Origin of the sequence: Streptomyces millisiae, assembly GCF_031845425.1 — a bacterium.
GTDB lineage: Bacteria > Actinomycetota > Actinomycetes > Streptomycetales > Streptomycetaceae > Streptomyces > Streptomyces millisiae.
Genome location: NZ_JAVREM010000393.1, coordinates 1 through 405 on the forward strand (window position 1 = coordinate 1; position 405 = coordinate 405).

The window sequence follows — 405 nt, forward strand, 5'->3', positions numbered from 1 at the left end:
GTCGCGGAGAACCGGATCGACTGGCCGTTTGCACTGACCAGCAGGAGGTCGTCGTCGGCCGAGCACAGCACCGCACCGACCAGTTCGTCACCGTCACGCAAGTTGATCGCCACGATGCCGCCGGAACGGTTCGAATCGAAGTCGACCAGCCTGGACTTCTTCACCAGGCCGTTGCGGGTGGCGAGCACCAAATACGGCGCGTCCTCGTAGCTCTTGATCTGGATGACCTGGGCGATCCGCTCTTCCGGCTGGAAGGCCAGCAGGTTCGCGACGTGCTGACCGCGCGCAGTGCGTGAGGTCTCCGGCAGCTCATAGGCCTTCGCCCGGTAGACGCGGCCCTGCGTGGTGAAGAACAGGATCCAGTCGTGGGTCGAGCAGACGAAGAAGTGGTTGACGATGTCGTCC

General features: G+C 63.7%; 1 protein-coding gene. It reads right to left on the reverse strand.

All coding sequences use genetic code 11. The annotated features are described in order from the left end of the window. Positions 1-405 (reverse strand): DNA gyrase C-terminal beta-propeller domain-containing protein (locus tag RNC47_RS37245; RefSeq protein WP_311605306.1); only part of this gene is annotated, 405 nt, incomplete at both ends.